Origin of the sequence: Pseudomonas sp. RIT778, from assembly GCF_019718735.1 — a bacterium.
GTDB classification, from domain to species: Bacteria; Pseudomonadota; Gammaproteobacteria; order Pseudomonadales; family Pseudomonadaceae; genus Aquipseudomonas; species Aquipseudomonas aphyarum.
In genome coordinates this window covers 45,035-69,775 of sequence record NZ_JAIHBA010000001.1, presented here as the reverse complement: position 1 = coordinate 69,775, position 24,741 = coordinate 45,035, and the positions used below count along the sequence as shown (strand labels likewise).

Genomic DNA, 24,741 nt, shown 5'->3' with positions numbered 1-24,741 from the left:
GGTGGCACACCCTAACCCGTACCGTTAGTTGTTAAAACAAAAGTTATATTCTTTTTTGTTATATGTGGTTACAGGGCGCCAGGCCGACATGCAGCAGAGCCTAGCAGTTGCCCAAGGGATTGAAGCTCAGCTGTATCTGTCGGTGCCGTGGGATTTTTCCTAAGCTTGGGGGCTGAGCCTGTGAAGGCACTTCTGCACGATTCAACGAGAACGACAGCCATGAGCGACAACCGACAGTGGGCCCGCGAAGCCATCCGGATCATCGAAGCGGACTTCCAGCGCAGCGCCGACACCCACCTGATCCCCTTGCCGCTGCCGGGGTTCCCAGGCATCGAGTTGTACTTCAAGGACGAGTCCAGTCACCCGACCGGCAGCCTCAAGCATCGGCTGGCCCGCTCGCTGTTTCTCTACGCCTTGTGTAACGGCTGGCTCAAGCCCGGCGCGCCGGTGATCGAGGCGTCCAGCGGATCGACGGCGATTTCCGAGGCGTACTTCGCGCGGATGCTCGGGCTGCCGTTCATTGCGGTGATGCCGGCGACCACCTCCAAGGAAAAAATTGCGCAGATCGCGTTCTACGGTGGCCAGAGTCATCTGGTGGACGATCCGACCCAGATCTACGCCGAATCCGAACGCCTGGCCCGCGAGCACGACGGTCACTTCATCGACCAGTTCACCTACGCCGAGCGGGCCACCGACTGGCGGGCGAACAACAACATCGCCGAGTCGATCTTCCAGCAGATGCGTTACGAGCAGCACCCGTGCCCGGCCTGGCTGATTTCCAGTCCCGGCACCGGCGGCACCACCGCGACCCTCGGTCGCTACGTGCGTTATCGCCAGCACTGCACCCGCGTGCTGTGCGCCGATGCCGAGCGTTCGGTGTTCTTCGACTTTTACCAGACCGGCGACGCGAGTTTGCGTCTGGACCACGGTTCACGCGTCGAAGGCATCGGCCGGCCGCGGGTAGAAGCGTCGTTCCTGCCGAAGGTAATCGATGCGATGGTCAAGGTGCCGGATGCTTTGTCGCTGGCGGCCATGCATTACCTGGCGCAGCGTCTGGGCCGCCATGTGGGCGGTTCGAGTGGGACCAACCTGATCGGCGCGCTGATGGCGGCCCAGCAGATGAAAGCGGCGGGGGAGTCGGGCTCGATCGTGGCGATCCTGTGCGATGGCGGCGAGCGCTACGCGGACACGTATTACGATCAGGCGTGGCTCAAGGCGCAGGGCTATGAGCTGGATGGATTGATAGCGGCCGTAGCGGCGAGTGCCGAGCAGGGTAAGGCGCTGCCGACCTCGGTTCTGCGCGCCAATATTTGATACACCCGGAACCTAATGTGGGAGCGGGCTTGCTCGCGAATGCTTTGGATCAGTCAACATAATTGTTGAATGTAACACCGCATTCGCGAGCAAGCCCGCTCCCACAATTTTGCGGTGTCAGGCCTCTAGACCGAGAATGTCACGCGCCACGGCTTCTGCGATGCGAATACCATCGACACCCGCCGACAGAATCCCGCCCGCATAACCCGCGCCTTCACCGGCCGGGAACAGGCCTTTGACGTTCATGCTCTGCAGCGTCTCGTTACGCGTGATGCGCAGCGGCGAAGAGGTGCGGGTCTCGATGCCGGTCAGCACCGCATCGTGCAGCGAATAACCGCGAATCTGCTTCTCGAACGCCGGCAGTGCTTCGCGGATCGCTTCGATGGCGAAGTCCGGCAAGGCCAGGGCCAGATCGCCCAGTGCCACGCCCGGTTTGTACGACGGCTCGACTTCGCCCAGTTCGGTCGAAGGAATGTCGTTGATGAAGTCGCCGACCAGTTGCGCCGGCGCCTTGTAGTCGCTGCCGCCGAGGATGAAGGCGTGGGACTCCAGACGTTCCTGCAACTCGATCCCCGCCAGCGGGCCGCCCGGATAATCGACTTCCGGGGTGATGCCGACGACGATGCCGGAGTTGGCGTTGCGCTCGTTACGCGAGTACTGGCTCATGCCGTTGGTGACCACGCGGTTCGGCTCGGAGGTCGCCGCCACCACGGTGCCGCCCGGGCACATGCAGAAGCTGTAGACCGAACGGCCGTTCTTGGCGTGGTGCACCAGTTTGTAGTCGGCGGCTCCCAACTTGGGATGGCCGGCGTACTTGCCCAGACGCGCACGGTCGATCAGCGATTGCGGGTGCTCGATCCGGAAGCCCACCGAGAACGGCTTGGCTTCCATGAACACGCCACGGCTGTGGAGCATGCGGAAGGTGTCGCGGGCACTGTGGCCGAGGGCCAGGACCACGTGTTTCGAATGCAGGGTTTCGCCGCTGGCCAGCTCGACGCCGACCAGTTGACCGTCTTCGATCAGCACGTCGGTGACGCGCTCCTGGAAGCGTACTTCACCGCCCAGTGCACGGATCTCTTCACGCATGGTCTCGACCATGCCGGTCAGACGGAACGTACCGATGTGCGGTTTGCTGACGTAGAGGATTTCTTCCGGCGCGCCGGCCTTCACGAATTCGTGCAGCACCTTGCGGCCGAGGAATTTCGGGTCCTTGATCTGGCTGTACAGCTTGCCGTCGGAGAACGTGCCCGCGCCGCCTTCGCCGAACTGCACGTTGGACTCAGGGTTGAGCACGCTTTTGCGCCACAGGCCCCAGGTGTCCTTGGTGCGCTGGCGCACTTCGGTGCCGCGCTCGAGGATGATCGGCTTGAAGCCCATCTGTGCCAGCAACAGGCCGGCGAAGATCCCGCACGGGCCGAAACCGACCACGATCGGGCGCTGGCTCAGGTCGCTGGGCGCCTGGCCGACGAATTTGTAGCTGACATCCGGCGCCACGTTGACGTTACGGTCGTCGGCGAACTTGCCCAGCACTTTGGCCTCGTCGCGCACTTCGAGGTCGATGGTGTAGATGAAGCACAGTTCGGAGGACTTTTTGCGCGCATCGTAGCTGCGCTTGAACAAGGTGAAATCGAGCAGGTCATCGCTGGCAATGCCCAGGCGTTGCACGATGGCAGCGCGCAGGTCTTCGTCGGGATGGTCGATCGGCAGCTTGAGTTCAGTGATTCGTAACATGACAGGATCCGGTTCGCGGGGCGCACAACTGCGCCAGGGCGTTTGAAGGCGGCGATTATAAGCCGCATCGGCCGGATCCCGTGAGGGTAAAACGATCAGTCGTTACGCGAACCGCCGAAATACCCGCAACCACGCTGCACCTTGCCGTCGATACGCAGCTCGGCGCTCATGTGCTGCACGCTGCCGGTGCTGCTGTCGACGCAGCGCTGCGGTGCCACCCACAGCTCGATGCGCTGGTTGTTGGCTTCGCTGCTGAGGTTGAAACGGCCGTCACCCAGTTGCTCTTCGACGTAGGGTACGGCGAGCGGTGGCTGGCCTTCGCGGTCGATGACCAGGCCCTTGCCGCTGACTTTTACATTCCATTCCGGGCCATGGCCGGCGGCGCGCAGGATCAGTTGTTTGAAGTTGGGGTCGTCACAGGCGGTGCCGGAGCGTTCGACGCGATAAAGCTGGGTCAGGTCGAGGCGGTCGCCGGCGATCTTCCCGCGCACGTCGGCGAACAGCTTGCCCTGCTGATCGGCCAGGGTGGCGGCCTCTTGCAGGACGCTGGTGCCGCCAATGTCATTGACCACGTACTGGCGCTGCTCGCCGCAGGCCTGGAACACCAGTTTGCCGTCGGCAGCGGTCAGTTGCCCCTGCATCCGCGTCTGGCCGACGTGGGAGGCGCTTTCCCGCGCGCCATCGAACAACTGGCACGCGGCAAACAACGGGAGCAGGGCAACAACGATCAGGGAACGGGCAACACGCATCTTTGGCTCTCCAGACAAGTGCCGCCACGTTACGCAGGCTGACCGTTCATCACAAGGGTTTAGCCCACGTGAAATGTCTGACCTGTCTGCAAGCCTTCGACACTTTTGGCGTAGGCCAATGCCACATCCGCCGCAGGAACCGGCTTGTAGCCACGGAAGTACGGGGCGTAGCTGCCCATGGCTTCGACCAGCACGGTCGGGCTGATCGAGTTCACGCGCAGGCCGCGTGGCAGCTCGATGGCGGCGGCTCGAACGAAGCTGTCGAGCGCGCCGTTGACCAGTGCAGCCGAGGCGCCGCTGCGGATCGGATCGTGGCTGAGCACGCCGGTGGTGAAGGTGAACGACGCGCCGTCGTTGGCGAATTCGCGGCCGATCAGCAGCAGATTGACCTGCCCCATCAACTTGTCTTTCAGGCCGAGGGCGAAGCTGTCTTCGGTCATTTCACCCAGTGGGGCGAAGGTCACGTTGCCGGCGGCGCAGACCAGCGCGTCGAACTTGCCGGTCTGTTCGAACAGCTTGCGGATCGATGCGCTGTCGCTGATATCCACCTGGAAATCGCCGCTGCTGCGACCGATACGAATGACTTCATGACGCTGCGACAGCTCTTTGTCCACGGCCGAACCGATGGTGCCGCCCGCGCCGATCAACAGAATTTTCATCGTGATTGCCTCAAGTGATTGAACGAGGTTTCAGTCTAGAGTGGTTTTTTCTGCGGATAAGCGCACTAATGGGCAACCTTTGGTTTTCAAATGGAAACAATCCATGAGCGAGATGGATGATCTGGCAGCGTTCGCGGTGTTGATCGAAGCCGGCAGTTTTACCTTGGCGGCGCAGCAATTGGGTTGCAGTAAGGGGCAGTTGTCCAAGCGCATCAGTCAGCTGGAGGCGCGGTTTTCCGTGGTGTTGCTGCAACGCACAACGCGTCGGCTGAGCCTGACCGCAGCCGGTGCGGCGTTGTTGCCACAGGCTCAGGCGCTGGTAGTCCAGGTGGAGCGAGCGCGTCAGGCATTGGCGCGATTGAAGGACGACATGGCAGGTCCCGTGCGTATGACGGTGCCGGTTTCGCTGGGGGAAACGTTCTTCGACGGTCTGCTGCTGGACTTCTCGCAGAAATACCCCGAGGTGCAGATCGAACTGGAGCTGAACAACAGCTACCGCGACCTGTCCCGCGACGGCTTCGATCTGGCGATCCGCACTGAAGTGGCCAATGACGAGCGACTGGTGGCCAAACCGCTGCTGGCCTGGCAGGAAATGACCTGTGCCAGTCCTGACTATCTGGAGCGCTTTGGCGAACCGCTGACGCCGCAAGCATTGGCCGAACACCGTTGCCTGCTCAACAGTCACTACAGCGGTCGCGAGGAATGGCTTTATCACCAGCAGCACGAACTGCTGCGGGTGCGGGTGTCGGGACCGTTCGCCAGCAATCACTACAACCTGTTGAAGAAAGCCGCACTGGCCGGCGCCGGGATCGCTCGCTTGCCTTCCTATCTGTTGCAGACGGAATTGGCTGACGGCCGATTGCGCTGGCTCCTGCGCGATTTTCAGACCCGGCGCATGCCGATGTACTTGGTGCATCCGTATCAGGGCGGGTTACCGAAACGCACCCAAGTGCTGGCGGATTATCTGATCGGCTGGTTCAAGCTCAGCGGCGAGGCGCTGGACCGGTTGTAGTGCCGGGCGATCAGGTGATCGATCGACAGTTTGCCCGGCCCGGTCGCCATCAGGTACAGCAGCACCGCCATCCAGGTGCCGTGGGTCGGGTAGGCATCCGGGTACACGAACAGCTGAATGGTCAGGGTCATGCCCAGCAATGCCAACGCCGAAAAGCGCGTGGCGAAGCCGATGAGGATCAGGATCGGGAAAAAGTGTTCGGCGAACGCGGCCAGATGCGCGGCGATTTCCGGCGACAGCAGCGGCACGTGGTACTCGCTCTTGAACAGCGGAATCGTCGAGTCGGCAAGACGCGGCCAGCCGAACTCGAAGGTGCCATCGATCAGGTCGACGGCCAGCCCTTCGACCTTGGTCTGCCCGGATTTCCAGAACACCGCCGCGATGGAAAAACGCGCAATGAAAGCGATCAGGCTGTGAGGGATTTTTTCCAGCAGCGCGATGGCGCGGGCAACGAGACAGTTCATGACGACACCTTTGGGTGGAAATGAGTGATGACGTGGCGACTGATCAGCAGGGCGAGGGTCTGGCTGAGGTCGAAGGTCTCAGCGGATTCCAGAGCCTGGGTCAGTGACAGGCCGACCTTGAGCTGGCGAATGAACTGGCTGGCGCCGCGATCCACGGTGAACACCTCGACTTCCAGTCCATTGCGCAGGATCAACGCGTGTTGGGCGTGATGCAGATCGATCCCGGCCAGCGTCGCGTCGTGTTGATGCGCGGCCCAGATGTCCACCACGGCGAAGTTTGAATCGAGCAGATGCAGCGAAGGGTGCAGGCCGATGCGCAGTTCATTCAGCGCATCGGCATCTGCAAACACAGCAGCGATCCGGTCCTGACTCAGGGGCAACGCATCGGCAGCGTGATAGGCCAACGTGCGCAAGCGTTCCAGTCGCGCGACATCGGCCAGATAGGGGACGCTCGTGGCAGGTTCGAAGCCGCTGATGAAGTCCGCCAGTTCATTGCCGAAGTCACTCATCAACGGACTGTGTGGCGGATGGCTTTGCACGAAAATTCCGGCCATCGCCCGGAAGAATTCGTCACCCACCAACTGCATCACCACGGGATAACTGTCGGCCAATGCGTTGATCAACGAGCTCTGAACATTGTTGCGGTACACCGCGAAACGGCTGGCCGGATCGGCGCCGTTGGCACTGCACAAACCGTCGGGGCAGGGCAGGTCGATATCGAGCAACGCCGCGCTGAACGCAGCTTGAGTGCTCACGGCCGACCTCCCGCGCAGTGCAACAGCTCATCGGCCTGCTGCGCTTCCGCCAACAGCACGTCGAAGGCCGGCACCTGATTGTCCCGTTCGATCAACGTTGCCACCGGGCCGACGCGTTCCAGCGCTTGCCGGTACAACGACCAGACCGCTTGATCGATTGGCGCGCCGTGATCGTCGATCAGCAAGCGATCACCGAGGCTGTCGGAATCTTCGGCAAACCCGGCCAGATGAATCTCGCCCACCGCGTGCAGCGGCAGTGCGTAGAGATAAGTCAGGGGATCACGCTGATGGTTGATGCACGAGACGTAGACATTGTTCACGTCCAGCAACAGACCGCAGCCAGTGCGCCGGATGACTTCACGGATAAAGTCCGCTTCGTCCATGGTCGAGCGCTGGAACGCCAGATAGGTCGCCGGGTTTTCCAGCAGCATCGGACGCTTGAGGGTGTTTTGCACCTGATCGATGTGGTCGCAGACGCGGTTCAGCGTCGGCGTGTCGTACGCCAGGGGCAACAAGTCATTGAGAAACACCGGGCCATGGCTCGACCAGGCCAGGTGTTCGGAAAAGGAGTGGGGTTGATAGCGCTCGATCAGCGCCGCCAGGCGTTTGAGGTGCTGGACATCCAGCGGGTTTTCGGCACCGATGGACAGCCCGACGCCATGCAGCGACAGCGGATACGCCTCGCGAATCAATCCCAGAAAATGATGAAACGGGCCGCCGGCCACCATGTAGTTTTCGGCATGGACTTCGAAGAAACCGATGTCCGGACGTGAATCGAGCACTTCGCTGAAGTGCTCGCTCTTGAGCCCCAGCCCGGCACGGGACGGGAGCCCGGTGAGGGCTGCCCGAGTGCGGCGCAAGGCATGGTCGCAGGATGTGATCATGATCGACACTCGGGCGGCTCCCGGATCAGGACTTGGCTTTGAACGCTTCGAGCTGACCGAAACCGGTCGGCGAGGTTTTGCTTTCGGTGGTGGCGCAGGTGCCTTTCGGAACCAGTTTCCAGGCGTTGGCCTGATGATCCATTTTCGCGGTGCCGGCACAGGTGGTGCCCGCGCCTGCGGCGCAATCGTTCTTGCCTTTCATGGCCACGCCGAAGCATTTTTCCATGTTGTCGTCAGCGGCGTGGGCGGTGGAGACGGCAGCGATGCTCAGAGCAGAACCGAGGGCCAGAACCAGGGCGGTGGCGGACAGGGTGCGGGTGGTAGCAGTCATGATGTTTCTCCGGTTTGAACTTGGGTTTGAACAAGCGATTGCGCTTGCTTGCCCCACTAGAGAAACGACTCGGCGATGCGTTACAGCGATCGATAAAGTTTTTTTGCCGGGCACAAAAAAAACGGCCCGAAGGCCGTTTTTTGTTTGAAGCGATCGATCAACCGCCGAGGTACGCCTCGCGCACTTTCGGGTCGGTCAGCAGCGCTTCGCCGGTGCCTTGCATCACCACCCGGCCGTTCTCAAGAACGTACGCACGGTCGGCGATTTTCAGCGCCTGGTTGGCGTTCTGTTCGACCAGGAACACCGTTACACCGTCCTTGCGCAGCTGTTCGATGATGTCGAAGATCTGCTGGATGATGATCGGTGCCAGGCCCAGCGACGGCTCGTCGAGCAGCAGCAGTTTCGGCTTGCTCATCAGCGCACGGCCGATGGCGAGCATTTGCTGTTCGCCGCCGGACATGGTGCCGCCGCGCTGGTTGAAGCGTTCTTTGAGGCGTGGGAAAAGTCCGAGGACCTTGTCCATCTGTTCCTGATAGTCGCCCTTGTCGGTGAAGAATCCGCCCATGGACAGGTTTTCTTCGACGGTCAGACGGGCAAACACCCGACGACCTTCCGGCACTACGGCGATGCTCTTGCGCATGATCTGCGACGAGTCCTGGCCGACCAGTTCCTCACCCATGTAGCGGATGCTGCCGCTGTGGGCCTGCGGCGAACCGCACAGCGTCATCAGCAGCGTGGACTTGCCGGCACCGTTGGCGCCGATCAGAGTCACGATCTCGCCCTGGCGGACTTCGACGTTGACGCTGTGCAGGGCCTGGATCTTGCCGTAGAAGGTGGAAACGTTTTCGAACTGCAGCATTTACGCTTCCCCCAGGTAGGCTTTGATCACTTCAGGATTGTCGCGGATCTGTTCCGGCGTGCCGTCGGCCAGAGGCGTGCCCTGGTTGATCACGACGATGTGGTCGGAAATGCTCATGACCAGTTTCATGTCGTGTTCGATCAGCAGCACGGTCACGTTGTGCTCTTCACGCAGCACGCTGATCAGCGCCTTGAGGTCTTCGGTTTCCTTCGGGTTCAGGCCGGCGGCCGGTTCGTCGAGCATGAGGATCCGCGGACGGGTCATCATGCAGCGGGCGATTTCCAGGCGACGTTGCTGACCGTAGGCCAGGGTGCCGGCGGGGCGGTTGGCGAACTCTTTCAGGTTGACCTTTTCCAGCCAGTACTCGGCGAACTCCATGGCCTCGCGCTCGCTCTTGCGAAACGCCGGGGTCTTGAACAGGCCGGACAGGAAGTTGGTGTTCAGGTGACGGTGCTGGGCGATCAACAGGTTCTCGACCGCCGTCATGTCCTTGAACAACCGCACGTTCTGGAAGGTGCGCACCACGCCTTTGAGGGCGATCTTGTGGCCCGGCAGGCCGTGAATCGGCTCGCCGTCCAGCAGGATGCTGCCGCCCGATGGCTGGTAAAAACCGGTCAGGCAGTTGAACACGGTGGTCTTGCCGGCGCCGTTCGGCCCGATCAGTGCCACCACCTGTTTTTCCTTCACGGTCAGGGCCACGCCGTTGACCGCCAGCAGGCCGCCGAAGCGCATGCTCAGATTTTCGACTTTCAGGATCTCGCGGCTCATTTGCGCAGCTCCATGTGAGGACGTTGCATGGGCAGCAGACCTTGAGGTCGCCAGATCATCATCAGCACCATCAGGGCGCCGAACATCAACATGCGGTACTCACTGAACTCACGCATCATTTCCGGCAGCAGGATCATCACCACGGCCGCGAGAATCACGCCCAGCTGCGAGCCCATGCCACCCAGCACCACGATGGCGAGGATGATCGCCGACTCGATGAAGGTGAACGACTCCGGCGTCACCAGACCCTGACGGGCGGCGAAGAAGCTGCCGGCGAAACCGGCAAATGCCGCGCCGAGGGTGAACGCTGAGAGCTTGATCACGGTCGGGTTGAGGCCCAGCGCACGGCAGGCGATTTCGTCTTCACGCAGCGCTTCCCACGCACGGCCGATCGGCATGCGCAGCAGGCGGTTGATCACGAACAGCGCCGCCAGCGCCAGCAACAGGGCAACCAGGTAGAGGAAGATCACCTTGTTGATCGAGTTGTACTGCAGGCCGAAATATTCGTGGAAGGTTTGCATCCCTTCTGCGGCTTTACGTTCGAAGGTCAGGCCGAAGAACGTCGGTTTCTCGATGTTGCTGATGCCGTTCGGGCCGCCGGTGATGTCGGTCAGGTTACGCAGGAACAGGCGGATGATTTCCCCGAAGCCCAGGGTCACGATCGCCAGGTAGTCGCCGCGCAGACGCAACACCGGGAAGCCGAGCAGGAAGCCGAACGTCGCCGCCATCAGGCCGGCAATCGGCAGGCAGATCCAGAAGCTCAGGCCGTAGTAGTGCGACAGCAGCGCGTAGCTGTAGGCGCCGACGGCGTAGAAGCCGACGTAACCCAGGTCGAGCAGACCGGCCAGACCGACCACGATGTTCAGACCGAGGCCGAGCATCACGTAGATCAGGATCAGCGTCGCGATGTCCACCGCGCCACGGGAGCCGAAGAACGGCCACACCAGCGCACCGATGATCAGCGCGATGATGAAGTAGCGTTGGGTGGTCGGCAGGGTCAGGAAGTTGCTGGCCTTGGCCGGAATCAGCGGCATGCCTGGCGACGAACGCCACGCCTTGCTGATCTGCTGGTTGAACAGCACCCGCAGGAACATCAGCACCGAGCAGATGGCGATGGTCGCCAGAATGGCCGGGCTGGTGTTGTGCACTTCCAGGTTGACACCCACGATGGTCAGTTTCAGACCCAGTACCGGATAGGCCACGGCCCAGACCAGCAAGGCACTGAACAGCGCCTGTTTAAGATTCCTAGTCATACTTTCTCAACCTCCGGACGGCCCAGAATGCCGGTCGGACGGAACAACAGCACCAGAACCAACAAGCCGAAAGCCACGACGTCCTTGTACTGGTCGCCGAAGATATCGGCGCCAAAGGCTTCCGCCACCCCGAGCACCAGCCCGCCGAGCATGGCGCCGGGGATGCTGCCGATCCCGCCCAGTACAGCGGCGGTGAAGGCCTTGAGGCCGACGAGGAAACCGGCGTTCGGGTTGATCACGCCGTATTGCATGCTCAGCAGCACGGCCGCGACGGCCGCCAGCGCAGCACCGATGACGAAGGTCAGGGCGATGATGTTGTTGGTGTTGATGCCCAGCAGGTTGGCCATCTTGATGTCTTCGGCGCAGGCGCGGCAGGCGCGGCCCAGGCGAGAGCGGGAGATGAACAGCGTGAGGCCGAGCATGGCGATCAGGGTCACCACGAACACCACGATTTGCATGTAGGAAATCAGCACTTCATGTGCGCCACCTGGGCCGAAGGCGAAGTTGCCCGGAATCAGGTTGGGGATTGCTTTGTCCTTGGAGTCTTGCGCCAGCAGAACCGTGTTCTGCAGGAAGATCGACATACCGATCGCGGAAATCAGCGGGATCAGACGGTTGCTGCCGCGCAACGGGCGGTAGGCAATGCGTTCGATGCTGTAACCGTAGGAGCTGGTGACGACGATGCTGGCGATGAACGCCACGGTCATCAACAGCGGGACGCTTTCGAGTCCCATCATGGTCAGCCCGGCGATGGCGATGAACGCCACGTAGGAACCGATCATGTACACCTCGCCGTGGGCGAAGTTGATCATTCCAATGATGCCGTAGACCATCGTGTAGCCGATGGCGATCAGGGCATACATGCTGCCAACGTTCAAGCCGTTAACCAGCTGTTGGAAGAAGTGATAGATGTCAGGCATTACAGCGCTCCTAAAAACCTGATACGCATTTCACTGGTGGAGTCATTTTCCCGCCCGGTCCCGTGGATCTTTATCCACTTCGAATCCGGGTTTTGCCAGCGAACCGCTGATGACGGTTTTGAGATTTTCAGGTGGGGAGACTGGCGGATCACGCCAGCGCGGCCCAATACATTCGTAAAACAAAGCCCACGGCACGCCGTGGGCTTTATTGGCAGTCAGTCAGGCAGGGCCTTACTGAGGCGACACTTCGGTTTTAGGTTTGCCGTTGTGCCACTCGTAAACCACGAATTTGAAGTCCTTCAGGTCGCCCTTGGCGTCGTAGCTCAGGTCGCCGGTCGGGGTCTTGAAGGTGCCGGCGTGGATGGCTTCAGCCACCTTGGCAGGGTCTTCGGACTTGGCTGCGGTGATACCTTGGGCAATCAGTTCAACCGCCGAGTAGGCCGGGAACACGAACGGACCGCTCGGGTCTTCTTTCTTGGCCTTGAATGCATCGGCCAGGGCCACGTTGGCCGGATCCTGGTCGAAGGATTTCGGCAGGGTCACCAGCAGGCCTTCGGCAGCGCTCTTGGCGATCTGGGTGATCGAGTCGTTACCCACGCCTTCCGGACCCATGAACTTGGCTTTCAGGCCTTTTTCCTGGGCTTGACGCAGGATCAGACCCAGCTCCGGGTGGTAGCCGCCGTAGTAGACGAAGTCGACGTTGGCTTGCTTGAGCTTGGCGATGATCGCGGAGAAGTCCTTGTCGCCGGCGTTGATACCTTCGAAGACGGCAACCTTGGTGCCTTTCTTCTCGAGGGTGGATTTGACGGCGGTGGCGATGCCTTCACCGTACTGCTGCTTGTCGTGCAGCACGCCGACGATTTTCGGCTTCACGTGATCGGCGATGTAGTTACCGGCGGCAGGGCCCTGGGCGCTGTCCAGACCGATAGTACGGAAGATCATTTTGTAACCACGGTTGGTGATGTCCGGGCTGGTGGCAGCCGGGGTGATCATGATCACGCCTTCGTCTTCGTAGATGTCCGAAGCAGGCTGGGTGGAGCTGGAGCACAGGTGACCGACCACGAACTTGACGCCGTCGTTGACGACCTTGTTCGCAACCGCTACCGCTTGTTTAGGATCGCAAGCGTCATCGTATTCAACGGCTTCAAGCTTCTTGCCGTCGACGCCGCCTTTGGCGTTGATCTGCTCGATGGCCATTTTCGCGCCACTGAACTGCATGTCGCCGTACTGGGCTACTGGACCGGTTTTAGGGCCGGCAATACCGATCTTGATGGTGTCAGCTGCGAACGAATGGCTGGCAACCCCGGCCAGAACCATAGCGGCAAACAGTTTGGAAATCTGCTTAGTAGCCTTAGTCATAGTGCTCCACTCTTACTGTTGTATTTTTTTAGAGTCCTGACGCCGTAGCAGCAGAACCGGGACAGATATCTAGGCGATACCCTCCGGAAAAGCCCCCGGCAACTGTACCGGTACAGTGTAGAGCGCCGGTTGTTGGCCTGGGAAGCTGGCGCCAGGGGGCAAAACCTGAGGGTGTCGCTTAAATGAAAGAAAAAGACAGAATTGCGGCGGGACGTTCAGAGGGCTTATACCCCAATCATCAGCATTCCTTGGCGTTCCTGCTCTTTTCGTTCGGTACGGCCTTTTGCAACCGGGTTTTTCTGCCGGACCACCGACGTTATCATTCGCGCCGATTTCTTTTCCGGACAGTCCCATGAATCAAGAACCTAGCACCCTCTATGCCAAGCTGCTTGGTGAAACCGCATCTATTACCTGGAAAGAGCTGGAGCGCTTCTACGCCCAGGGTGCCCTATTGTGGGTCGACGCCAGCCTGGATTTGATCGCGGTCGCCGAGGCCGTGGCGTCGGATCAGGGCGAGAAAGTCGCTGCCTGGCTGGCCGAAGAGAAGGTCGCCAAGCTGTCTGAAACGCGGGCGCTGGATATTTTCGAGCGTGATCCAGAGATGTGGGCGGTGGTGGTCCGGCCATGGATCCTGGTCCAGGAAAGGGCGGCGGCCTGACGGGTTGCACCTTGTTGGTGCGAGTGCCGGCCGGCGAAAAGTGTGTAGCGGAGTAGCGTGATGGCCGATTGCCGTAGAGAAATGCCACAAGCGTGGGTGGCATAACGGTGACGTAAACGTAACGGGCACAGTTTAGTAAGCAGCCTAACGGCTGCTTAATTGTTTCGGGATGTTGGAAAGGCTGAAATCTTCAGTGAATTAGCGGGCCTCTTCGCGAGCAAGCCCGCTCCTACAGGAAATGCATTCCATTGTGGGAGCGAGCCTGCTCGCGATGGGGGCGCCTCGGTCTGGTGTCAGACCGAGTAAGACTTGCCAGTATGGTTATTCAGCGAGATGACTTTGGTCTTGCCGATCCGGTGACGGTAAATCTCGCGCAAGTACTTGATCGACTTCTTCACGCAATCGCGCGACAGGCGAATGTCGTTGATCGAGACAAACTTCTCTTTGTCGTTGATCAGCTCGCGGTACTTCTTCTCGTACATCGGCTTGATCGCGTACCAGTTGGTATCGAGGATCTTCGCCGGGTTCTCGAATTCGTTGAGCAGGTCGTCGATGCGGTCTTCGTCGAACTCTTCCTGAATGATGAAATCGAGGATCGAGTTGTCCAGGGTCTCGTCGAAACGGTACGGGGTCTTGGCGAAGCAACGCTTGATGAACGCCACGATCAGCGTCAGGAAGTCGTCCGACAGGCATGGGCTCTTGGCGATCAGGGTGGTCAGCGACAGGTTGGCCGAGGCGCCGATCACCAGCGCGTAGCGCTTGAGCGTGGTGTTCGGGAACAGGCTGTTGAGGTGGGTCTTCAACCGGTTCAGGTCCATGTACGACAGCTTGTAGTCTTTCGGCAGCGAAACGATCGAGACCACCGACGAGCAGTTCTTGAAGAAGTGCAGGTCATGCAGCGCGGCCGCGTCGTAACCGGAATTTTTGTACTGCTCGAGCGACGCGCGATAGCGCTTGGACTCGATCGGCAGCAGGCTGATGCCCTCGATGGCCTGGGTCACCTTGTTGAAGTGCGGCAGGTCGATCGAACGGAAGAACAGGTCGTCGATGTTCAGGCGCTGCGGCTCTTTGTCGAACACCTTGAACTTGTCGCTGCTCGGCGGCGGCGTTTCCGGTACCACGGATTCGGCGTAGGCAATCGCCACCGGGCCGGCCAGACTCATGAACAGGTCGTTGGCGTCCAGGCGAATGGTCTCGCCGATGTCGATGCCGGCGCGACGGAAATAGTTCTGGTCGTAGTCGGTCGTGACCGCCTGGGCCGTCAGAATGTTGAAGATCTGCTGCGAGATGTACTGGTTGGCGTGCTTCTCCATTGCATTGACATCAATGTTCTGGATGTTGCCGTCGTCGCTCTCTTCGGCGTAACGCATGATGTCGTTGGAGATCAGCATCATCGCGTTCCATGGGCGGATACGGCCCATGACGCTGGCTTCGCTGCTGTCTTCGTTGGCGAAGTTGTACGAGAAATCCCATTCTTCCGAGAGGTATTTGCACAGCAGGCGACCGGCGTTGATGTGCAGCGCCTCGGACATTTCGCTGCGGTGGTCGGAAATGTTCGGCAGCACACAGATGCCGCTGGTGAAGATCGGCTCGAACACGAACGAATGACCGCTCTTGCCGTCATGCTCGTCCATCGGCTTGGTGTCGAACGTCTTGTTCATGTACGAGTGCTGCTGGGCCAGACCGAATTCCGAAGCCATGCCCGAACCGGTACCGCCGCCGGCACTGAAGATCGAGAAATACAGGCGCGACTGGTTGGCCTTGATGCCGCAGCTGTCGATCAGGTACGAGTGGATCATTTTCCAGTCAGGGCTGGAGAAGCGCTGGGTGTCCTTGTTGAGGATGATCTTCGCCAGGTACTGGCCGAGGATCGGCGCGTTACCGGCGCCACCGGCGTGGACTTCGGACAAGTCCATGATCTTCATCTTGCTGTAGTCGCGCAGGAAACCGCTTTTCTCGCCCTTGCGCGAGAAACGGATACGGCCGGCGATGTCCTTGTCGAGGTCGCCGAGCATCACCAGCGGTTCCACCAGAAACACCGGTTTGCTGCCCTTGTTCGGGCCGATCCGCAGGTTGGTCTTGATCCACTGGGCCGGGCTGTAGCCCTTGTCGGCCAAGCGACGATCGCTCGAAGGGCGATCCTCATTGTTGAATTCGTTGAGGTAGAACTTGCGCGCGTTGTACACCAGCTCCGCCACGTCGAGGGCGATGTTGGAGCCGCAGCGACCGAGGCCGATCAGGCACACCGACGGGAATTCCTGGTCGTTGTGCTGTTCGTTGTCGCCTTCCAGGTGCGGCGGGCGCGGGAACACCAGGTCACGCAGGCCATCGAGGTTGTCGAGGATGCGGTCGGTATTGGTTTCGGTGAAGTACAGGTATTGCTGGGTGCCCAGCGGGCGCGAGGGTGGCAATGGCTTCATCGGGGCAGGGCTGTTCGCCGCAGGGCTCAGAGTCAGATCGGATACCGCAGTGGCCGGATTGTTTTTAGAAGTCATTGTGCGCCATATACCTGGACTGGTTGGATCAACGACCGCTGTCGTCGAGCCTCACGGAATGGGAATCTCGCGTCTTTTTTCTGCGCGTGTTTTGCCCGTGCGTCAGGGACTTTGCCTGAGTGCCGCGCGGGGGAATCCTTTCCTGATCGATGATGAATCGGCCATTATTCGGCGATCTTTAATCAAAAGGAGGCTAAATGATGTCAACGCGACCTTCGTTGGGGTTTGCCGGAATCGGCCTGATGGGCCTGCCGATGTGCCGCCGCTTGCTGGCCGCCGGTTATCCGCTGACCGTGTGGAACCGCAACCCGGCCAAGTGTGCGCCGCTGGTCGAGGCCGGCGCCCGGCAGGTGGCGACCCCTGCTGAACTCTGTGAACAGGCTGACGTGGTGATGCTGTGCCTGGCGGACACGGCGGTGGTGCGCGAGGTGGTGTTCGGCCCGGCGGGCGTGGCCGAAGGGGCGAAACCCGGTCAGTTGCTGGTGGATTTTTCCAGCCTCGAACCGACGGCGACCCGTGAGATGGCGGCGCAACTGGCGAGCAAAACTGGCATGGCCTGGCTAGACACGCCCGTCTCTGGCGGTGTTGTCGGGGCCGAGGCCGGCAGCCTGGCGATCATGGTGGGCGGTGATGCAGCGGACCTTGATCGCGTACGCCCGGTGTTGCTCGAGCTCGGGCAGCGCGTCACGCACATGGGCGGCGTCGGCGCCGGTCAGGTGACCAAGGCCTGCAATCAGATGATCGTTGCCTGCAACGCATTGGTGATCGCCGAAGTGGTGGCGCTGGCCGAGCAGGCCGGGGTCGATGCCAGTCTGATCGCCGAAGCGCTGGCCGGTGGTTTTGCCGATTCCAGACCGTTGCAGATCCTCGCCCCGCAAATGGCCGAAAGCCGTTTTGAGCCGGTGAAGTGGCACGTGCGCACGCTGCTCAAGGATCTGGATACCGCGGTGAAGTTTTCCCGGGAAAGCGGTTCGGCCACGCCGATCAGCGGATTGGCCGCACAACTGATGCGCCTGCATGGGGCACAAGGCTTTTTGCAGAAGGATCCAGCGACACTGGTGCAAATGTACCGCGCGCCAGACTCAGCGGATTGAGCGTGTGCGCGTGTTTGCGTTGGTTGATTTCCTCCAGCACCGGGCGCAGTTCGGCCAGTGGCACCGGGCGGCTGAGCAGGTAACCCTGAATGAAGTCGCAGCCCGAGCGCTCAAGAAACTCGTATTGCTCCAGGCTTTCGACGCCTTCGGTGACCACCTGCAAGTGCAGGGTGTGCGCCATGACGATGATCGCCTGGACGATCTCCATGTCGGCGGTGGCCTTGGGAATGTCGAGGATGAACGAGCGGTCGACTTTCAGGGTGTTGAGCGGCAGGCGTTTGAGGTAGGCCAGCGACGAATAGCCGGTGCCGAAGTCGTCGATCGACAGTGACACGCCGAGGGCGCGGATTTGTCGCAACAACACCAGGGTGTTGGCGATGTTGCCCATCAAGGCGTTTTCGGTGACTTCCAGTTCCAGCCGCTCCGGGGCGACCCCGGCGCTGCGCAGGGCATGCTCGATTTCATTGGCCAGTTCTTCCCGGGCCAGATTCAGCGGTGAGCAGTTCCAGGCAATCTTCAGATCATCGCAACCATGGCGCGACAGCTCGCCGAGGTCTTCACAGGCTTTGCGCAGGACCCAGTTGTCGAGCTCTGCAATCAGCCCGTTGTTTTCGGCGATCGCGATGAAACGATCCGGGGTGAGCAGGCCGTGTACCGGGTGCTGCCAGCGGATCAGCGCTTCGAGCTTGGTGACCTTGCCGGTCTTGAGTTCGAAGATCGGCTGGTAATACAGCAGCAGACCGTTCTCCTGACGCAGGGCGTGGCGCAGTTCTTCCTCCAGTTGCAGTTCGAGGCTGGCGCGGTTCTTCAGGTTGGAATCGAAGAAGTGCACGCCGTTGCGCCCGGCACCCTTGGACTGGTACAGCGCCAGATCCGCGTGCTTGAGCAGTTCATCGCAAGTGGAGCCGTCCTCGGGAAACAGGCTGATGCCGATGCTGGTGGTCATCACCATGCGTCGTCCGGCCAGTTCGATCGGCTCCTTCATCTTGAGCATGATGCGCTGGGCCAGATTGCGTGCTTCTTCGCGGTCGCGCAGGCCGATGAGGATGCAGAACTCGTCGCCGCCGAACCGCGCGACCACGTCTTCATGGCTGCGCACCGAGCCCTTGATGTGCTGGGCGATGACCTTGAGCAGTTCGTCGCCGGCGTCATGGCCGAGGCTGTCGTTGATGCGTTTGAAGTGGTCGATGTCGAGAAACATCACCGCCAGCATCCCGCCTTCGCTGGATTTCTGGCTGAGTTTTTCGGCGAAGATCTGATTGAAACCGCGCCGGTTGATCAGGTTGGTCAGGGCGTCGTAGTTGGCCACGTGCTGCAGCGACATGCGCGCCTGATCGAGCTGGCTGAGCAGGGCGTTGACCCGGCGCAGATCGTGTTCCTTGTTCTGCAGTTTCTTGTCGGCCAAGGCGGCGCTGATGGCGCTGCCGAGAATCAGCAGCGTGATCAGCGCGACGGTGAGGCCCAGCTGCAAGTGACTGGTTTGCGACGCCAATGTCGGCAATTGTCCCTCGGGCAGCACCAGTTGCAGCGCTGCCATGCCGGTGAAATGCATGCTGAGGATGCCGGCGCCGAGAATCACCGCGGCCAGGTATTTGAGCATCTGGATGTGCAGGCCGCTGCCTTCGCGCAAGTAACCGGCCACCCACAGCGCGGCGAAGCTGGCGCCGATGGCGATCACGATCGATGACACGAACAGGGTCGGGTCGTAATAAGCCGTGGCGGCGGATTCGATGGCGGCCATGCCGACGTAGTGCATGCCGGCGATGCCCAGGCCGATGACGATGGCGGTCTTGAGGTATTGCAGCAGACTCGGCTGCGGATGGCTGAGGGTGTGCATGGCCAGCCAGGACGCCAGTAACGCGATCACCAGAGAAAACAGGGTCACGGGCAGATCGTACTGAATGTCGATCGGCGCCTGGAACGCCAGCATGCTGATGAAGTGCATGGCCCAGATACCGCCGGCCAGGCAGGTTGCGCCGATCCAGCGCCACAGTCGTTGCGAGCCGGGTTCTTCAGCGTGGACGACCCGTTCGGCCATGTCGAGGGTAGCGAAACTCGCGGCGCAGGCGACCAGATAAGCCACCAGCACCAACAGGGGATTGTGAGTGCAATTGAGGATGACCTGCCCGCTCTCCGGCTGCTCGGCAACAAACTGCAACCCAAGCCACTCCATAGCATGCCCCGTCTCTGAGTACGTCCTTACTGCGTCATCAACGCAGGCGAATGTTTGCAGTATAGAGGCGGTTTTTGGCGTGCAAGCGGTAGTGGCACATTGGCGCTAATGATTTTGGCATGAGCGTCATAGCGTTTGGCGCTAAGCATTGAAACGCCTGAACTCAGGCGACTTCGTTCCAGTGCGGTTGCAGCGGCGGCAGGCCGAAACGTGCCCGCGCCTTGTCGCAGTCGGTGTTCTGTTCGCCGTTTTCCCACGACGCCTCGAACTCGCGGCAGGGGCTGGAACGCTTGTCGTAGATCGTGCAAGCCACCGACTTTCCGACTTCGCCCTCCAACGCAGTGCAGCGCGGCGCCTTGCGGTCGGTGCCGATCATCGCGACACGGCTGGGCGTGATCTGGGTGACCAGTTCATCGGGTACGGTCCCGCCGGAGGATGCGCATTCACCCCAGAAAAAAGAAACACGAAAATGGGAACAGCAGGCACCGCAATTCAGACACGGACTGACTTCGGACATGGGCGGGGGTATCAAAGGGATTGATCGGCAGGATCCGGACGGATCCGGCGGCCATTCTAGGCTTTGCCACGGCATTGGGAAGGGGGGCGAGAAAGTATTTTTTCATTGCCGGATTTTTCCGCAAAACCCCCGGTTTTCGGGGGATTCGAAGCATTTCAAGGGCTTACGTTTCGTTACACGGCCATGGCCCGTCATCAGGCTGACGAATGATCACAGACAGCCCCGACGAGCGTGACTAGATTGCAGGTTCCGGGCTCGGATGCGTTGGCAGTGAAGCCCTAATAACAATAAAGAGACGGACCCATGCAGAACTCGACCCAAGCGGCGAATGCCTGGCGCATTCTGTTCCTGCTGTTCCTTGCCAACCTGTTCAACTTCTTCGACCGCACCATCCCGGCGATCATCATCGAACCGATCCGCATGGAATGGCACCTCAGCGACTTTCAGTTGGGGATCGTCGGCACCGCGTTCACTCTGGTCTATGCGATCGCCGGATTACCACTGGGGCGCATGGCCGACACCGGTTCGCGCAGCAAACTGATGGGCTGGGGCCTGGCGACCTGGAGCGCGCTGACGGCGGTCAACGGTCTGGTCGGCAGTTTCTGGAGTTTCCTGCTGGTGCGCATGGGCATCGGCATTGGTGAAGCCAGTTACGCGCCCGCCGCCAACTCGCTGATCGGCGACCTGTTCCCCGCTCACCGCCGGGCGCGGGCCATGGGCATTTTCATGCTCGGCCTGCCGCTGGGGCTGCTGCTGGCCTTCTTCACCATCGGCTGGATGGTCAAGACGTTCGACAGCTGGCGCGCGCCGTTCTTCATCGCCGCCGTGCCGGGGCTGGTGCTGGCGGTGTTCATGTTCTTCATCAAGGAACCCAAGCGCGGCGCGGCGGAAACCGTGCAGGTGTCCCAGGAGAAAGTCGACAAGCCGATTCGCCGCGTCCTCGCCGTGCCGACCTTCCTGTGGCTGGTGATGGCCGGGCTGTGCTTCAACTTTGCGACCTATGCCTGCAACTCGTTCCTGGTGCCGATGCTGCAGCGTTATTTCCTGATGCCGTTGCAGGAAGCGGCGGTGGCGACCGGGGTGATCGTCGGTGTGACCGGTTTGATCGGCCTGACTCTCGGCGGCTGGATCGCCGACAAGATTCACCAGCGAGTGGCCAACGGGCGACTGCTGTTTGCCGCGTTCAGCCTGATCATCTCGACCCTGTGCACGGCGTGGGCGCTGCATGCCGGGCGCATCGAGATCGGGGTGTTTGTCGCAGTGTTCAGCGTTGGCTGGCTGTTCGCTTATAACTTCTACACCTGCGTGTACACGGCGATTCAGGACGTGGTCGAGCCACGCCTGCGGGCCACGGCGATGGCGCTGTTCTTTGCCGGGTTGTATTTGCTCGGCGGCGGTCTGGGGCCGGTGGTGGTCGGCGGTTTGTCGGATCACTTCGCCAAATCGGCGATGGTCGCGGCGGGCGCCGAGCAGATGACCGAAGCGTTCAAGGCAGTCGGCCTGCATGATGCGATGTACCTGATTCCGGTGGCGTTGTTCCTGACCATGGTGTTCCTGTTCCTTGCGTCGCGCTGTTTTGTGCGGGATGCGAAGCGGATGAAGGAAGGGCTGGTTGCGGTGGTTGAGCCAGAGGGCGCAGCGGTGACTGCGTAATCGCCTTCGCGAGCAAGCCCGCTCCCACATTCGACCGCATTTCCTCCTGAAGGAACCGGCTCAACTGTGGGAGCGGGCTTGCTCGCGAAGAGGCAATCAGCCGCGCAGCATTAATATCAGGCAAACAAAAAGGCCCGCATCGCTGCGGGCCTTTTCGTTTTTGGCGATGGAGCAGGGCGGTTTAGCCCGCCACCAGCACCCGGATCGCTTCCAGTCGCAGCGCGGCCTTGTCGAGCATCGCCAGACCCTGTTCACGCTGCTTGCGCAGGGCGTCCAGTTCGCTGTCGCGCACGGTCGGGTTGACCGCCTGCAACGCGGTCAGGCGTGCCAGTTCTTCGTCGGTGTCGGCTGCCAGACGGCGGCGGGCCTCGGCCACGCGCTCGGCGTGACGCGGGGTGATCTTGTCTTCACCGGCGTTGATCCGTGGCGTCAGCTGATCGCGCTGGGCCTGGATGAACTTGTTGGCGCTGGCGCGCGGCACGCTTTCCAGTTGATCGTTGAGGGTTTCGAACGCCACGCGCGACGACAGGTCGTTGCCGTTGGCATCGAGCAGGCAGCGCAGGGCGGCCGGCGGCAAGTAACGGCCCAGTTGCAGCGAGCGCGGGGCAACCACTTCGCTGACGTAGAGCAGTTCCAGTAAAACAGTGCCTGGCTTGAGCGCCTTGTTCTTGATCAGCGCGACGGCGGTGTTGCCCATCGAACCGGACAGCACCAGATCCATGCCGCCCTGCACCATCGGGTGTTCCCAAGTGATGAACTGCATGTCTTCGCGCGACAGCGCCTGGTTGCGGTCGTAGGTGATGGTCACGCCTTCGTCGTCGCCCAGCGGGAAGCTGGCGTCGAGCATCTTCTCGCTCGGCTTGAGGATCAGGGCGTTTTCCGAATGGTCTTCGCTGTCGATGCCGAACGCGTCGAACAGGGTTTCCATGTAGATCGGCAGGGCGAACTGATCGTCCTGTTCGAGGATGTCCTCGACCAGTGCTTCACCTTCGCCGGCGCCGCCGGAGTTGAGTTCCAGCAGACGGTCGCGACCGGTGTGCAGCTCGGCTTCCAGACGCTCGCGCTCGGTGCGCGCCTCGTCGATCAGCGCTTGCCACTCGCCGTCGTCGGCTTCTTCGAGCAGCGGCAGCAGGCGCGGGCCGAACTGATGCTGCAAGGCGTTGCCGGTCGGGCAGGTATTGAGGAACGCGTTCAGGGCTTCGTGATACCACTGGAACAGGCGCTCTTGCGGGCTGGTTTCCAGGTACGGCACGTGCAGTTCGATGATGTGCTTCTGGCCGATCCGGTCGAGACGACCGATCCGTTGTTCCAGCAGGTCCGGGTGCGACGGCAGATCGAACAGCACCAGGTGGTGGGCGAACTGGAAGTTGCGACCTTCACTGCCGATTTCCGAGCAGATCAGCACCTGCGCGCCGAACTCTTCGTCGGCGAAGTAGGCGGCGGCGCGGTCACGCTCGAGGATGTTCATGCCTTCGTGGAACACCGTGGCCGGGATGCCGGAGCGCACTCGCAGAGCGTCTTCCAGGTCCATCGCGGTTTCGGCATGGGCGCAGATCACCAGCACTTTGGTGCGCTTGAGCATTTTCAGCTGGTCGATCAGCCACTCGACGCGCGGGTCGAATTTCCACCAGCGTTCTTCTTCGCTGGCGTCCGGCTGGGCCTGGAAGCTGACTTCCGGGTACAGCTCGGCGTGTTCGCCCAGCGGCAGTTCGAGGTATTCGTCCGGGCACGGCAGCGGGTACGGGTGCAGTTTGCGCTCCGGGAAACCCTGCACGGCGGCGCGGGTGTTACGGAACAGCACGCGGCCGGTGCCGTGGCGGTCGAGCAGTTCACGCACGAGGCGGGCGCTGGCTTCGGTGTCGCCATCGTTGACGGCGGTGAGCAGGGCTTCACCTTCGTTGCCGAGGAAACCGTGGATGGTCTTGTGCGCGGCCGGCGACAGGCGACCCTTGTCCAGCAGCTCCTGAACGGCTTCGGCCACCGGGCGATAGTTTTCGCTCTCGGCGCGGAAGGCGGCCAGGTCATGGAAACGGTTCGGATCGAGCAGGCGCAGACGGGCGAAGTGGCTGTCCTGGCCGAGTTGTTCCGGGGTGGCAGTGAGCAGCAATACGCCGGGAATGACTTCGGCCAGTTGCTCAACCAGCGAGTATTCCGGGCTGACTTTCTCTTCGTGCCACACCAGGTGGTGGGCTTCGTCGACCACCATCAGGTCCCAGCCGGCAGCGAACAGGGCGTCTTGCGCCTTTTCGTCGTCGACCAGCCACTCCAGCGCCACCAGGGCCAGCTGAGTGTCTTCGAACGGGTTGGTGGCATCGCTTTCGATGAAGCGTTCTTCGTCGAACAGCGCGACCTGCAGGTTGAAACGGCGGCGCATTTCCACCAGCCACTGGTGCTGGAGGTTTTCCGGTACGAGGATCAGCACGCGGTTGGCGCGGCCCGACAGCAACTGGCGATGGATCACCAGGCCGGCTTCGATGGTCTTGCCCAGACCTACTTCGTCCGCCAGCAATACGCGCGGCGCGATGCGGTCGGCGACTTCACGGGCAATGTGCAACTGGTGGGCGATCGGTTGTGTGCGCACGCCACCCAGGCCCCAGAGCGAAGACTGCAACTGGCGGCTGGTGTGTTCCAGGGTGTGATAACGCAGGGAGAACCAGGCCAGCGGGTCGATCTGGCCGGCGAACAGACGGTCGCTGGCCAGACGGAACTGAATGAAGTTCGACAGCTGGGTTTCCGGCAGGGTGACCGCTTCGTTCTGCGCGTTGAGGCCGTGATAGACCATCAGGCCGTCGACGTCGTCGACTTGCTGGACAGTCATCTTCCAGCCTTCGAAGTGCGTGATCGAATCGCCGGGCGAGAACCGCACGCGGGTGAGGGGCGCATTCCGTAGCGCGTACTGGCGAGTCTCGCCAGTGGCCGGGTAAAGCACGGTCAACAAGCGGCCGTCCTGTGCCAGAACGGTGCCTAAACCAAGCTCTGCTTCGCTGTCACTGATCCAGCGTTGCCCCGGTTGATACTGCTGCGCCATGCTGCCTGACTCCCACCTTGAAAAAGCGGGCTATCTTAACGGAATGAGGGCCCGAGGCCAAAGGA

At 61.2% G+C, this 24,741-nt stretch carries 21 protein-coding genes; 5 read left to right on the top strand and 16 right to left on the bottom strand.

Annotation, left to right across the window (positions count from 1 at the left end):
- Window positions 1-219: 219 nt before the first annotated feature.
- Window positions 220-1,314 (top strand): PLP-dependent cysteine synthase family protein, encoded by a 1,095-nt coding sequence (locus tag K5E37_RS00310; RefSeq protein WP_221532870.1) that lies wholly within the window; start codon window positions 220-222, stop codon window positions 1,312-1,314.
- 117 nt (window positions 1,315-1,431) lie between these two features.
- Here K5E37_RS00310 and K5E37_RS00305 read toward each other — a convergent pair whose 3' ends face one another.
- The 3 genes from K5E37_RS00305 to K5E37_RS00295 all read right to left on the bottom strand — a co-directional run bounded on the left by K5E37_RS00305 (window position 1,432) and on the right by K5E37_RS00295 (window position 4,453).
- Window positions 1,432-3,045: an NAD(P)/FAD-dependent oxidoreductase gene (locus tag K5E37_RS00305; RefSeq protein ID WP_085605368.1), complete on the bottom strand. Its 1,614-nt coding sequence runs from the start codon at window positions 3,043-3,045 to the stop codon at window positions 1,432-1,434.
- Between the two features lie 95 nt (window positions 3,046-3,140).
- Window positions 3,141-3,794 carry a COG3650 family protein gene (locus K5E37_RS00300; protein WP_085748187.1) on the bottom strand — a complete coding sequence of 218 codons (654 nt, stop codon included), beginning with the start codon at window positions 3,792-3,794 and terminating at the stop codon, window positions 3,141-3,143.
- A 59-nt stretch (window positions 3,795-3,853) separates the two neighbouring features.
- Window positions 3,854-4,453, bottom strand: coding sequence for a short chain dehydrogenase (locus tag K5E37_RS00295; RefSeq protein WP_007959150.1), 600 nt, complete (start codon window positions 4,451-4,453; stop codon window positions 3,854-3,856).
- A gap of 103 nt (window positions 4,454-4,556) precedes the next feature.
- Here K5E37_RS00295 and K5E37_RS00290 point away from each other — a divergent pair, with 103 nt between their 5' ends.
- A complete protein-coding gene (locus K5E37_RS00290) occupies window positions 4,557-5,465 on the top strand; it encodes a LysR family transcriptional regulator (protein WP_221532869.1) in 909 nt (302 codons plus the stop codon).
- On the opposite strand, the gene K5E37_RS00285 is transcribed toward K5E37_RS00290, so the two are convergent.
- The 9 genes from K5E37_RS00285 to K5E37_RS00245 all read right to left on the bottom strand — a co-directional run bounded on the left by K5E37_RS00285 (window position 5,414) and on the right by K5E37_RS00245 (window position 13,058).
- On the bottom strand, window positions 5,414-5,929 hold the full coding sequence (locus K5E37_RS00285) for a DoxX family protein (RefSeq protein ID WP_221532868.1): 516 nt from the start codon (window positions 5,927-5,929) through the stop codon (window positions 5,414-5,416). The two genes, K5E37_RS00290 and K5E37_RS00285, sit on opposite strands and share 52 nt — an antisense overlap.
- A complete protein-coding gene (locus K5E37_RS00280) occupies window positions 5,926-6,684 on the bottom strand; it encodes a DUF2063 domain-containing protein (protein ID WP_221532867.1) in 759 nt (252 codons plus the stop codon). Before K5E37_RS00280 ends, K5E37_RS00285 begins: the two co-directional genes overlap by 4 nt.
- Window positions 6,681-7,568, bottom strand: coding sequence for a DUF692 domain-containing protein (locus K5E37_RS00275; RefSeq protein WP_221532866.1), 888 nt, complete (start codon window positions 7,566-7,568; stop codon window positions 6,681-6,683). The genes K5E37_RS00280 and K5E37_RS00275 overlap by 4 nt, the downstream gene beginning before the upstream one ends.
- 25 nt (window positions 7,569-7,593) lie before the next feature.
- The gene (locus K5E37_RS00270) at window positions 7,594-7,899 is read right to left on the bottom strand and encodes a DUF2282 domain-containing protein (RefSeq protein WP_007959157.1); all 306 of its coding nucleotides are present in this window, start codon (window positions 7,897-7,899) and stop codon (window positions 7,594-7,596) included.
- Window positions 7,900-8,056: 157 nt separating this feature from the next.
- Window positions 8,057-8,758, bottom strand: coding sequence for an ABC transporter ATP-binding protein (locus K5E37_RS00265; RefSeq protein ID WP_003222380.1), 702 nt, complete (start codon window positions 8,756-8,758; stop codon window positions 8,057-8,059).
- On the bottom strand, window positions 8,759-9,526 hold the full coding sequence (gene livG / locus K5E37_RS00260; RefSeq protein ID WP_007959160.1) for a high-affinity branched-chain amino acid ABC transporter ATP-binding protein LivG: 768 nt from the start codon (window positions 9,524-9,526) through the stop codon (window positions 8,759-8,761).
- The gene (locus K5E37_RS00255; RefSeq protein ID WP_007959162.1) at window positions 9,523-10,779 is read right to left on the bottom strand and encodes a high-affinity branched-chain amino acid ABC transporter permease LivM; all 1,257 of its coding nucleotides are present in this window, start codon (window positions 10,777-10,779) and stop codon (window positions 9,523-9,525) included. Before K5E37_RS00255 ends, livG begins: the two co-directional genes overlap by 4 nt.
- Window positions 10,776-11,699: a high-affinity branched-chain amino acid ABC transporter permease LivH gene (gene livH / locus K5E37_RS00250; RefSeq protein ID WP_007959165.1), complete on the bottom strand. Its 924-nt coding sequence runs from the start codon at window positions 11,697-11,699 to the stop codon at window positions 10,776-10,778. Before livH ends, K5E37_RS00255 begins: the two co-directional genes overlap by 4 nt.
- Window positions 11,700-11,930: 231 nt before the next feature.
- On the bottom strand, window positions 11,931-13,058 hold the full coding sequence (locus K5E37_RS00245; protein ID WP_221532865.1) for a branched-chain amino acid ABC transporter substrate-binding protein: 1,128 nt from the start codon (window positions 13,056-13,058) through the stop codon (window positions 11,931-11,933).
- A 352-nt stretch (window positions 13,059-13,410) separates the two neighbouring features.
- Between K5E37_RS00245 and K5E37_RS00240 the strand changes: the two genes are divergently transcribed.
- The gene (locus tag K5E37_RS00240; RefSeq protein ID WP_127797137.1) at window positions 13,411-13,716 is read left to right on the top strand and encodes a DUF2288 domain-containing protein; all 306 of its coding nucleotides are present in this window, start codon (window positions 13,411-13,413) and stop codon (window positions 13,714-13,716) included.
- A gap of 293 nt (window positions 13,717-14,009) precedes the next feature.
- Here the strand turns inward: K5E37_RS00240 and K5E37_RS00235 are convergent, their stop codons facing one another.
- A complete protein-coding gene (locus K5E37_RS00235) occupies window positions 14,010-16,211 on the bottom strand; it encodes a hypothetical protein (RefSeq protein WP_074691419.1) in 2,202 nt (733 codons plus the stop codon).
- A 197-nt stretch (window positions 16,212-16,408) separates the two neighbouring features.
- On the opposite strand from K5E37_RS00235, the gene K5E37_RS00230 reads away from it, so the two are divergent.
- A complete protein-coding gene (locus tag K5E37_RS00230; RefSeq protein ID WP_221532864.1) occupies window positions 16,409-17,305 on the top strand; it encodes an NAD(P)-dependent oxidoreductase in 897 nt (298 codons plus the stop codon).
- On the opposite strand, the gene K5E37_RS00225 is transcribed toward K5E37_RS00230, so the two are convergent.
- Both K5E37_RS00225 and K5E37_RS00220 read right to left on the bottom strand, forming a co-directional pair.
- Entirely contained in the window at window positions 17,196-19,478 is a 2,283-nt protein-coding gene (locus K5E37_RS00225; protein ID WP_221532863.1) for a bifunctional diguanylate cyclase/phosphodiesterase, read from the bottom strand. The genes K5E37_RS00230 and K5E37_RS00225 overlap by 110 nt on opposite strands.
- A 163-nt stretch (window positions 19,479-19,641) precedes the next feature.
- A complete protein-coding gene (locus tag K5E37_RS00220; protein WP_007959180.1) occupies window positions 19,642-19,995 on the bottom strand; it encodes a YkgJ family cysteine cluster protein in 354 nt (117 codons plus the stop codon).
- 303 nt (window positions 19,996-20,298) lie between these two features.
- On the opposite strand from K5E37_RS00220, the gene K5E37_RS00215 reads away from it, so the two are divergent.
- Complete coding sequence (locus K5E37_RS00215; protein WP_221532862.1) at window positions 20,299-21,648, top strand: MFS transporter; 1,350 nt, start codon at window positions 20,299-20,301, stop codon at window positions 21,646-21,648.
- Between the two features lie 181 nt (window positions 21,649-21,829).
- Here K5E37_RS00215 and rapA read toward each other — a convergent pair whose 3' ends face one another.
- Window positions 21,830-24,676: an RNA polymerase-associated protein RapA gene (rapA, locus tag K5E37_RS00210; RefSeq protein ID WP_221532861.1), complete on the bottom strand. Its 2,847-nt coding sequence runs from the start codon at window positions 24,674-24,676 to the stop codon at window positions 21,830-21,832.
- Between the last annotated feature and the right edge of the window lie 65 nt (window positions 24,677-24,741).

What these genes read in the sequence shown, in the direction of transcription:
- K5E37_RS00295 (WP_007959150.1), bottom strand. Translation starts at nt 4,453, where the DNA reads ATGAAAATTCTGTTGATCGGCGCGGGCGGCACCATCGGTTCGGCCGTG.
- K5E37_RS00255 (WP_007959162.1), bottom strand. Translation starts at nt 10,779, where the DNA reads ATGACTAGGAATCTTAAACAGGCGCTGTTCAGTGCCTTGCTGGTCTGG.
- K5E37_RS00225 (WP_221532863.1), bottom strand. Translation starts at nt 19,478, where the DNA reads ATGGAGTGGCTTGGGTTGCAGTTTGTTGCCGAGCAGCCGGAGAGCGGG.
- K5E37_RS00290 (WP_221532869.1), top strand. Translation starts at nt 4,557, where the DNA reads ATGAGCGAGATGGATGATCTGGCAGCGTTCGCGGTGTTGATCGAAGCC.
- K5E37_RS00275 (WP_221532866.1), bottom strand. Translation starts at nt 7,568, where the DNA reads ATGATCACATCCTGCGACCATGCCTTGCGCCGCACTCGGGCAGCCCTC.
- livG (WP_007959160.1), bottom strand. Translation starts at nt 9,526, where the DNA reads ATGAGCCGCGAGATCCTGAAAGTCGAAAATCTGAGCATGCGCTTCGGC.
- K5E37_RS00310 (WP_221532870.1), top strand. Translation starts at nt 220, where the DNA reads ATGAGCGACAACCGACAGTGGGCCCGCGAAGCCATCCGGATCATCGAA.
- K5E37_RS00285 (WP_221532868.1), bottom strand. Translation starts at nt 5,929, where the DNA reads ATGAACTGTCTCGTTGCCCGCGCCATCGCGCTGCTGGAAAAAATCCCT.
- K5E37_RS00215 (WP_221532862.1), top strand. Translation starts at nt 20,299, where the DNA reads ATGCAGAACTCGACCCAAGCGGCGAATGCCTGGCGCATTCTGTTCCTG.
- K5E37_RS00230 (WP_221532864.1), top strand. Translation starts at nt 16,409, where the DNA reads ATGATGTCAACGCGACCTTCGTTGGGGTTTGCCGGAATCGGCCTGATG.
- K5E37_RS00305 (WP_085605368.1), bottom strand. Translation starts at nt 3,045, where the DNA reads ATGTTACGAATCACTGAACTCAAGCTGCCGATCGACCATCCCGACGAA.
- K5E37_RS00235 (WP_074691419.1), bottom strand. Translation starts at nt 16,211, where the DNA reads ATGACTTCTAAAAACAATCCGGCCACTGCGGTATCCGATCTGACTCTG.
- K5E37_RS00245 (WP_221532865.1), bottom strand. Translation starts at nt 13,058, where the DNA reads ATGACTAAGGCTACTAAGCAGATTTCCAAACTGTTTGCCGCTATGGTT.
- K5E37_RS00265 (WP_003222380.1), bottom strand. Translation starts at nt 8,758, where the DNA reads ATGCTGCAGTTCGAAAACGTTTCCACCTTCTACGGCAAGATCCAGGCC.
- rapA (WP_221532861.1), bottom strand. Translation starts at nt 24,676, where the DNA reads ATGGCGCAGCAGTATCAACCGGGGCAACGCTGGATCAGTGACAGCGAA.
- livH (WP_007959165.1), bottom strand. Translation starts at nt 11,699, where the DNA reads ATGCCTGACATCTATCACTTCTTCCAACAGCTGGTTAACGGCTTGAAC.
- K5E37_RS00240 (WP_127797137.1), top strand. Translation starts at nt 13,411, where the DNA reads ATGAATCAAGAACCTAGCACCCTCTATGCCAAGCTGCTTGGTGAAACC.
- K5E37_RS00270 (WP_007959157.1), bottom strand. Translation starts at nt 7,899, where the DNA reads ATGACTGCTACCACCCGCACCCTGTCCGCCACCGCCCTGGTTCTGGCC.
- K5E37_RS00220 (WP_007959180.1), bottom strand. Translation starts at nt 19,995, where the DNA reads ATGTCCGAAGTCAGTCCGTGTCTGAATTGCGGTGCCTGCTGTTCCCAT.
- K5E37_RS00300 (WP_085748187.1), bottom strand. Translation starts at nt 3,794, where the DNA reads ATGCGTGTTGCCCGTTCCCTGATCGTTGTTGCCCTGCTCCCGTTGTTT.